This window comes from Arthrobacter sp. H5 (assembly GCF_000520595.1).
GTDB lineage: Bacteria > Actinomycetota > Actinomycetes > Actinomycetales > Micrococcaceae > Arthrobacter_D.
In genome coordinates this window covers 1-7000 of sequence record NZ_KI915021.1, presented here as the reverse complement: position 1 = coordinate 7000, position 7000 = coordinate 1, and the positions used below count along the sequence as shown (strand labels likewise).

Here is a 7000-nt window from a genome sequence, read left to right as displayed (position 1 = left end):
GCGTCTTTCACGGAGCTTCCGGCCCGTCAGAATGGTTCCCGCCAGCAGCCCAGCCAGGGCAAGGGCGGAGCCCGTGCCAAAAGCAACCCAGCCTGGAAAGCTGGAAACCACCAGCGCCCACCCCAGCATCGAACCGATGATCAAAATGCTTCCTGGAAGTATTGGAACAACCACGCCCGCTATCCCCACTGCGATGAGAAGACCGCACACAACGGTAGTCAAAACCTGAAGGTCCATGCCGTCAGTCTCTCATCACCGAAGCCCTCTCCGCCTTGTCGGGCGGTTAGCTCGACACTAAGGTGACTTACAAAGCCTTACGGCCCCGACATCAGGAGGCACCAAATGAGTACGCCAAGCACAGGGAACCATAACCCGGACTCCAACGACCCGAATGAAGGCCGGGCAAAGCATGTCGATGCCAATGCCGCACCGGACGCTGATGCAACCGCCACGGAGCGGAACCCAAGGCAGGACCCTTCACCGGCCACGCGTCCTGTCGACGCACAGGCAACCCGCACGGACACAGCCGGGACCCGCGGCGAGCAGCCGCGCAGGTCAGATGCCACTGTGGTCACCGACGGCAACGCGGCACGCACGGATGGAGATGACACCCGCACGCGTCAGCACACAGCCGCCGTTCCCGTCAGTCACACAAAGCACCCCGACGAACACCTGACAGCGCGGGACGATGATGACCGTGATCCCATCCCCGGCGCCGCCGAGCGTGCGGCCCTCCATCAGCGGGAAAAGGAAGCTTTTGGCGGTATGAAGTTTGGCTCGGCCTTCTTCGGCTGGCTGACGGCAACCGGCATGGCTGTCCTTCTCACGGCCCTGGTGGCAGCCGCCGGGACCGTTGTTGGGTTGTCCACCAACACCAACCTGAACGACGCAACGGATCAGGCCACCCAGGATCCACAGACCGTGGGCATCACCGGGGCCATCATCCTGCTGGTGATCCTTCTTCTAGCCTACTTTGCCGGTGGTTACGTGGCTGGCAGAATGGCACGCTTCAACGGCGCAAAGCAGGGCCTGGCCGTCTGGCTGTGGGCGCTGGTGGTGGCTGTTATCGCAGCAATCCTCGGGCTCATCTTCGGCCCGCAGTTCGACGTACTGGCCAGCCTCAACAGTTTCCCCCGGCTGCCCGTCAATGAAGGCAACCTGACAACGGTTGGGATCATCGCCGTCGTGATCGCTGCGGCAGCGGCGCTGGCCGGTGCCGTGCTGGGTGGGATGGCGGGTATGCGCTACCACCGCCGGATTGACCGCGCCGACTTTAACGACGCCGCGTATCGCTAAATCTGGTTGCCCACTGACACAATCCTTGCCGCTTTCCCGTCTGCATTTTACGATGGGTTTCTGCGGAGCCAACGGCTTCAGTTGGGGGCGGGCAAACCGGAATTAGAGGAGCTGGAATGCCAACACATGTTGATGAATTTCTTGTCGATTGTTCCGTGCGTACCGATGACGGATCCACCGTCACGGCGCAGGAATTGACGGGTGTCTACCTCACGTGGTGCGAAGGCCATTCCGCTGAGCCTTTGTCCCAGGCGAAGCTCAGCGCCGCGCTGCATGTGCGCGGTTACGCAACCGTTTCTGTGGGACACAACCGCTGCTATGTGGGGCTGGCCATGCGTGGACCGGCGGTGACGGAATACATTCTGAGCACGTACTAGGAGTCCAAAATGACCGTTATCGGGTTTCACGCCTCCCACGAACAGCTCGGCCCAGCGCAACTGCTCGCCGATGTGCAGCTTGCAGAGAAAGCCGGATTCCAGGCTGCCATGTGCTCGGACCACTTTGAGCCCTGGTCTGCGAGGCAGGGTCATTCGGGTTTCGCATGGGCATGGCTGGGTGCCGCACTTGCCACTACCGAGTTGCGTTTCGGAGTGGTCACGGCGCCCGGCCAGCGCTACCACCCCGCGATCCTGGCGCAGGCCACCGGCACCCTGGCTTCGATGTTTCCCGGACGCTTCTGGGCAGCACTCGGGAGCGGCGAGAACCTCAACGAACACATCACCGGGGACGCCTGGCCAACAAAACCGGAACGCCAGCAGAGGCTGGAGGAGTGCGCGGAGATCATACGCAGAATGCACGACGGCGAAACGGTCACCCACCACGGTTCCGTCACCGTCCATGAGGCGCGGCTATGGGACGTGCCCCACGTCAAGCCTCCGCTGATTGCACCGGCGGTCAGCGTCGATACCGCCAGTCGGGGCGCGGTCTGGGCAGACGGGCTGGTCACTGTCAACCAACCCCACGACAAGCTGAGGCACATGCTCGCCGCCTATCGCGACAACGGCGGCAGCGGGAAAACGATCCTCCAGGTTCACTTGTCCTGGGCCCCAACGGAGACCGACGCCGTCGACATTGCCATGGATCAGTGGCGCACCAACACTTTCGCTCCCCCGGTCCCCTGGGACTTGGGACGGCCGCAGGATTTCGACGACGCGAGCAATGACATCGCTGAGGAGTCCATCAGGCGCACGGTCCTCATCTCGGCTGATCCTTCGCAGCACGCGCAATGGATCCAGGAGTATTCCGATCTGGGGTTTGACGAAATCTACCTGCACTATGTGGGTGTCGATCACCGGCCATTCATCGAAACCTTCGCCGAGCACGTCCTTCCCCAGTTCCGCTGAGCTGCACGTATAGATAAGGACAAACATGCGCACCACCGATACTTCCGATCTCTGGTGGAAGAACGCCGTCATCTACTGTTTGGACATCGAGACCTTCTGCGACTCCAACGGCGACGGCGTCGGAGACTTTGCGGGCGCCGCGCAGCGGGTCGATTACCTGGCGGAACTGGGCATCACCTGTGTCTGGCTCATGCCGTTCTATCCATCGCCCAACCGCGACGACGGATATGACGTCATGGACCTGTACGGCGTGGATGAACGACTCGGAACGCTGGGGGATTTTGTGGAGTTTGTCCGCACGGCCAAGGATCGTGGCCTGCGGGTGATCGCGGACCTGGTGGTCAACCACACCTCGGACCAGCATCCATGGTTCAAGCAGGCGCAGTCTTCGAAGGACAACCCGTACCGCGACTTCTATGTCTGGCGTTCGGAAGAGCCGCCCGATACGTCAAAAGAGGTGGTTTTCCCCGACAAGGAGAATTCCATCTGGACCAAGGACAAAACTACCGGAGAGTGGTATCTGCACCGGTTCTACTCGCATCAGCCCGACCTCAACGTCTCCAATCCTCTTGTCCGGGATGAGATCGCCAAGGCGATCGGCTTCTGGATGGAACTTGGCCTTGACGGCTTCCGGGTGGACGCTGTGCCGTTTTTTCTGGAGACCATGGGCGTTGAGGAGGGCGTGGTAGGAGATCCCCACGATTACCTGCAGGCGCTTCGCAGGTTCCTTGGGCGGCGTCTGGGAAATTCGGTGCTGCTGGGCGAGGTGAACCTGCCGTATAAGGAGCAGCTGAAGTTTTTTGGTCCCGAGGCGGACGAGCTGACAATGCAGTTCGACTTCATCGCAATGCAGCAGATGTACCTCTCCCTGGCCCGCGGTGACGCGCGGCCGCTGGCGAAGACTCTTTCCTCCCGCCCGGCAATGGACCCGGACAGTCAGTGGGCAACGTTTGTGCGGAACCATGATGAGCTCACGTTGGACAAACTTTCAAAGGCGGAGCGCCAGGAGGTTTTCGATGCCTTTGGGCCTGAGGAACGGATGCAGGTCTTTGGCCGCGGTTTGAAGCGGCGGCTGCCGCCCATGCTCGACGGCGATCCGCAGCGCATCAGGATGGTCTACTCCCTGCTCTTCTCGCTCCCGGGCACCCCCGTCCTGTTCTACGGTGAAGAGATCGGCATGGGCGAGAATCTCGACATTGATGGGCGGATGGCGGTACGGACACCCATGCAGTGGACGGACGGGGAGAGTGCCGGATTCTCCTCCGCCAAGCCGCGGAAGCTGATCGCGCCGCTGGTGTCCGGCGAGTTTGGGCCGGACAACGTGAATGTCACCTCTGCCAGGCGCGACCCTGACTCGCTGCTGAGTTTCATGGGGACACTTATCCGTCGCTACCGCGAGTGCCCCGAGTTGGGGTGGGGCGAGTTCAGCCTCATTAAACAACCCAACAACGCGGTTCTTGCTCACCGGTGTGTCTGGGAAGGGAATTCAATCTTCCTTGCCCACAACTTCGGCTCGGAACCGGCAACGGTGAAAGTGGAAACCAACGACGACGACGTACCCGAGTCAGGCGGTCTGGTCACCGACCTGCTCAGGGACAAGCGGAGCAGCATCGCACGTGGTGAACCCCTCGACATCGAGTTGGAACCCTACGGATACCGGTGGATCCGGGTTCAGGAACCGGGAACCGGCCGCCTGTGGTGACCGCTAGAAAATGGTGCCGAGAAATCCTGCGCCGATGCTCACCACAAGCGCGATGATCAGGAGCCAGACAATGGGCGTGCGGTACTTATTGATTAAACGCATGATGGGTCCAGTCTAGGCGAGCCCGCGTCGTCGTCGTTCTTTAGCTCTTACTGTCCGCGGCCTCGAAGCGTTGCAGCGCCAGTTTTTTCAATCCGTCGGCCGGGTGGACGGGCTGGGGCCAGCGGGGGGTGAGCTGATCCCCAAGGGTTACGCGCCTGATCCTTCGCCCGAACATGGGAATGACCCATTCGCGCAGCCAGATTGCTTCCTGACGTGCCCAGTCACGCGGAGTGGTGTGCGGTCGGGGCTGGGGCAGCTTGAGCTTCAAAGAGTGGTCAACGCCAAGGACCCTCAGCACGTGGGCTGCCATGTTCTTGTGGCCGGCCGCAGACATGTGGAGCCGGTCGGTGTCCCACATGCCGGGGTTGTGATATTCGTCGAAGCACCAGTAGTCCACGAGGAGGGCATCATAGGTGCGGGCGATGCGCCGGACGCGCTCGTTGTACATCCAGTTTCGGCGCCGCATCGGTTCCAGGACGGGGTGAAGCTGTACATCGAAGCCGGTGAACAGCAATGGGCGGGCACCCGCGGCAGCAATCCGGCCAACCATCTGCTCATAGGAGGACATCAGCGCTCCCATGTCCTTGCGGAGTTCGAGGATGTCGTTGCCGCCGGCATAAACGCTCACGATGGTCGGGCGCAGCTTCAGCGCCGGCTCCAGCTGTTCATCAATGACCTGATGGAGCCGTTTGCTGCGGATCGCCAGGTTTGCGTACTCCCACGTTGGATCCTGTTTTCCCAGCTGTTTTGCCACCCTATCCGCCCAGCCGCGCACCCCGTTGGGGAGATGCCGGTCCCAGTCGCCCACTCCTTCTGTGAAAGAGTCACCAATTGCTGCAAACAGTCCCGACACAGCTACACCATAGGGAACGAAAACAGCCGAGAATGGCTCCCCAGAGAAACTTCAGATGAATTTCCCATCCCACCCATCCACATTCGTTGCTTCAACGAATAGCCTTGTAGACGTTCCCTGCCACATTTCTATTTGTGCGGGGAGATCCGGCCCGACCGCAACTGGGACGTGAGGCAATGCAGCGCACGATCTCTGTCCTGCACACTGCCTCCAAGGTTCTGCTTGCCTCCCTTTTACTGGTCCTTGCCTGGACGATTTTTAGTGCAGCCTCCGCGCAGGCGTCCGGTCTCCTTGGTTCGCTCACCGGTTCAGATGACGCTTCAAGTGAGTCTGAGGACGATGGTCTGCTTTCTTCAGTCACCGAACCGGTTTCCGCGCTTACCGAGCAGGTGAGCGAGACCGCTGCGTCGTCGTCGGGCAGTGCTGATTCGCTCCTTTCACCGGTCACCGCGCTGGTCTCCCCAAGCGAAGATTCGCTAGTATCTCCCGTCACGGACCTGGTGACCGACGCAGTCCGCCCCGTGACTGCAGTTGCAGAACCCGTCACAGACCTAGTGACCGACGCAGTCCGCCCTGTGACCGGTCTTGTAGATGATGTGGCTGCACCAGTTATTGGCGTTGTTGAGGATGTGCCCGTTGTTGGCTCGGTGACCGAACCGGTTGTCGATGTTGTGACTGAACTTCCGGTAGTTGGGGGAGTCACTGAGCCAATAACGGGTGTAGTGGTACCCGTGCCCACGCCGGATTTTGCGTCACCGGTTCCAGCGTCAGTTCCCGCTGTTCCGGAGCCGGCTGCCGCGGCAAGTCCAGCCCCCGTTGCTCCGCAGCCCGTGGCGAGTGTTCCCATGGAGAAAGCGCCGATTGAGGCCGCACCAGTTGAGTCTGCCCTGGTTGAGGCCGCACCGGTTGAGGCCGCACCGGTTGAGGCCGCACCGGCAATCCTTGATGCCGAGCCGCTGTCCGGCCCCCAGCCAGTGATCTCTGATCCCGCAGCGCCAGCGCCATCCGATCCCGCTCCCCTTCCGCAGGAGTTTCTTCAGACAGTTGAGACCGCCCCCGATGCGGAATCGAGCGTCTGGTCGGTTCCCGGTAACCAGTCTCCCGAGCCAGCTGCCTCCGCGGTCGCTGGGTCAGGCTCGGCCGGCTCAGGGTCCTCATTGAGGACTTCGGGGGATTCAGGTTCCGGAGCTCCAGGTGACATTCCTCAAGGTTTCTCTTCCGATTGGCTCAACGGCCTGAGCTCGTTATTCAACGAGGCTGAAAGTATCCCCCGTTCCCTGGCATTGGACCACGGCTTTTCCCCTGACTGATGTTGCCGATGCCGCGTGGCTGATTCCGCGGCAAAACGGCCTCCGACGCCTCTCGGTAGTCGGCAAACATCATAATTAAGGAAAACTGTCATGAACTCCTTTGTTCGCAAAGGGCTGTGCAGCACCCTGTTCGCCGGTGGGATTCTCCTACTCGGTGCCGGTGCAGCACAGCCACAGATTCACACAACGACCAGGGCCTACTGGGCCTCGGCCAAATCAACGTCAATGTGGGTGTTGACGGAAACGCCGACGGAAACGCCGAGGGTGAGAACACCAACAACGGCAGCCTCACCTCGGACCTCGGTCTTGGTGTAGACGCTGATGTAGCAGCTGACGTTGACGCCAACGTCGATGCAAACGTCGACAGCACCGTTGAAGGCGCCAACCACAGCGA

General features: G+C 61.1%; 7 protein-coding genes and 1 pseudogene. 5 read left to right on the top strand and 3 right to left on the bottom strand.

All coding sequences use genetic code 11. The features are described 5' to 3' along the window. Positions 1–237 (bottom strand): annotated as a pseudogene (locus tag Y708_RS30040) (DUF456 domain-containing protein); the annotation flags it as partial. Positions 238–342: 105 nt separating this feature from the next. Between Y708_RS30040 and Y708_RS30520 the strand changes: the two are divergent. From Y708_RS30520 to Y708_RS0118530, 4 genes are all read left to right on the top strand, one after another. After that, positions 343–1296: a TIGR04086 family membrane protein gene (locus Y708_RS30520; RefSeq protein WP_216699838.1), complete on the top strand. Its 954-nt coding sequence runs from the start codon at positions 343–345 to the stop codon at positions 1294–1296. Positions 1297–1412: 116 nt separating this feature from the next. Continuing rightward, positions 1413–1673, top strand: coding sequence for a hypothetical protein (locus Y708_RS0118540; RefSeq protein WP_028281085.1), 261 nt, complete (start codon positions 1413–1415; stop codon positions 1671–1673). Between the two features lie 9 nt (positions 1674–1682). Then, entirely contained in the window at positions 1683–2639 is a 957-nt protein-coding gene (locus Y708_RS0118535; protein ID WP_028281084.1) for a TIGR03885 family FMN-dependent LLM class oxidoreductase, read from the top strand. A gap of 25 nt (positions 2640–2664) precedes the next feature. Then, complete coding sequence (locus Y708_RS0118530) at positions 2665–4341, top strand: alpha-amylase family protein (protein WP_028281083.1); 1677 nt, start codon at positions 2665–2667, stop codon at positions 4339–4341. Between the two features lie 142 nt (positions 4342–4483). On the opposite strand, the gene Y708_RS0118520 is transcribed toward Y708_RS0118530, so the two are convergent. Next, positions 4484–5287, bottom strand: coding sequence for an SGNH/GDSL hydrolase family protein (locus Y708_RS0118520; RefSeq protein WP_051479176.1), 804 nt, complete (start codon positions 5285–5287; stop codon positions 4484–4486). Positions 5288–5472: 185 nt separating this feature from the next. Here Y708_RS0118520 and Y708_RS0118515 point away from each other — a divergent pair, with 185 nt between their 5' ends. Next, the gene (locus Y708_RS0118515; protein WP_028281081.1) at positions 5473–6606 is read left to right on the top strand and encodes a hypothetical protein; all 1134 of its coding nucleotides are present in this window, start codon (positions 5473–5475) and stop codon (positions 6604–6606) included. 197 nt (positions 6607–6803) lie between these two features. On the opposite strand, the gene Y708_RS30035 is transcribed toward Y708_RS0118515, so the two are convergent. Next, on the bottom strand, positions 6804–7000 hold a 197-nt coding region (locus Y708_RS30035; protein ID WP_035776816.1), incomplete at its 5' end, for a hypothetical protein.

Bases quoted from the DNA above. Each gene is read 5' to 3' on its own strand.
- Y708_RS30520 (WP_216699838.1), top strand. From the start codon at position 343: ATGAGTACGCCAAGCACAGGGAACCATAACCCGGACTCCAACGACCCG.
- Y708_RS0118540 (WP_028281085.1), top strand. From the start codon at position 1,413: ATGCCAACACATGTTGATGAATTTCTTGTCGATTGTTCCGTGCGTACC.
- Y708_RS0118535 (WP_028281084.1), top strand. From the start codon at position 1,683: ATGACCGTTATCGGGTTTCACGCCTCCCACGAACAGCTCGGCCCAGCG.
- Y708_RS0118530 (WP_028281083.1), top strand. From the start codon at position 2,665: ATGCGCACCACCGATACTTCCGATCTCTGGTGGAAGAACGCCGTCATC.
- Y708_RS0118515 (WP_028281081.1), top strand. From the start codon at position 5,473: ATGCAGCGCACGATCTCTGTCCTGCACACTGCCTCCAAGGTTCTGCTT.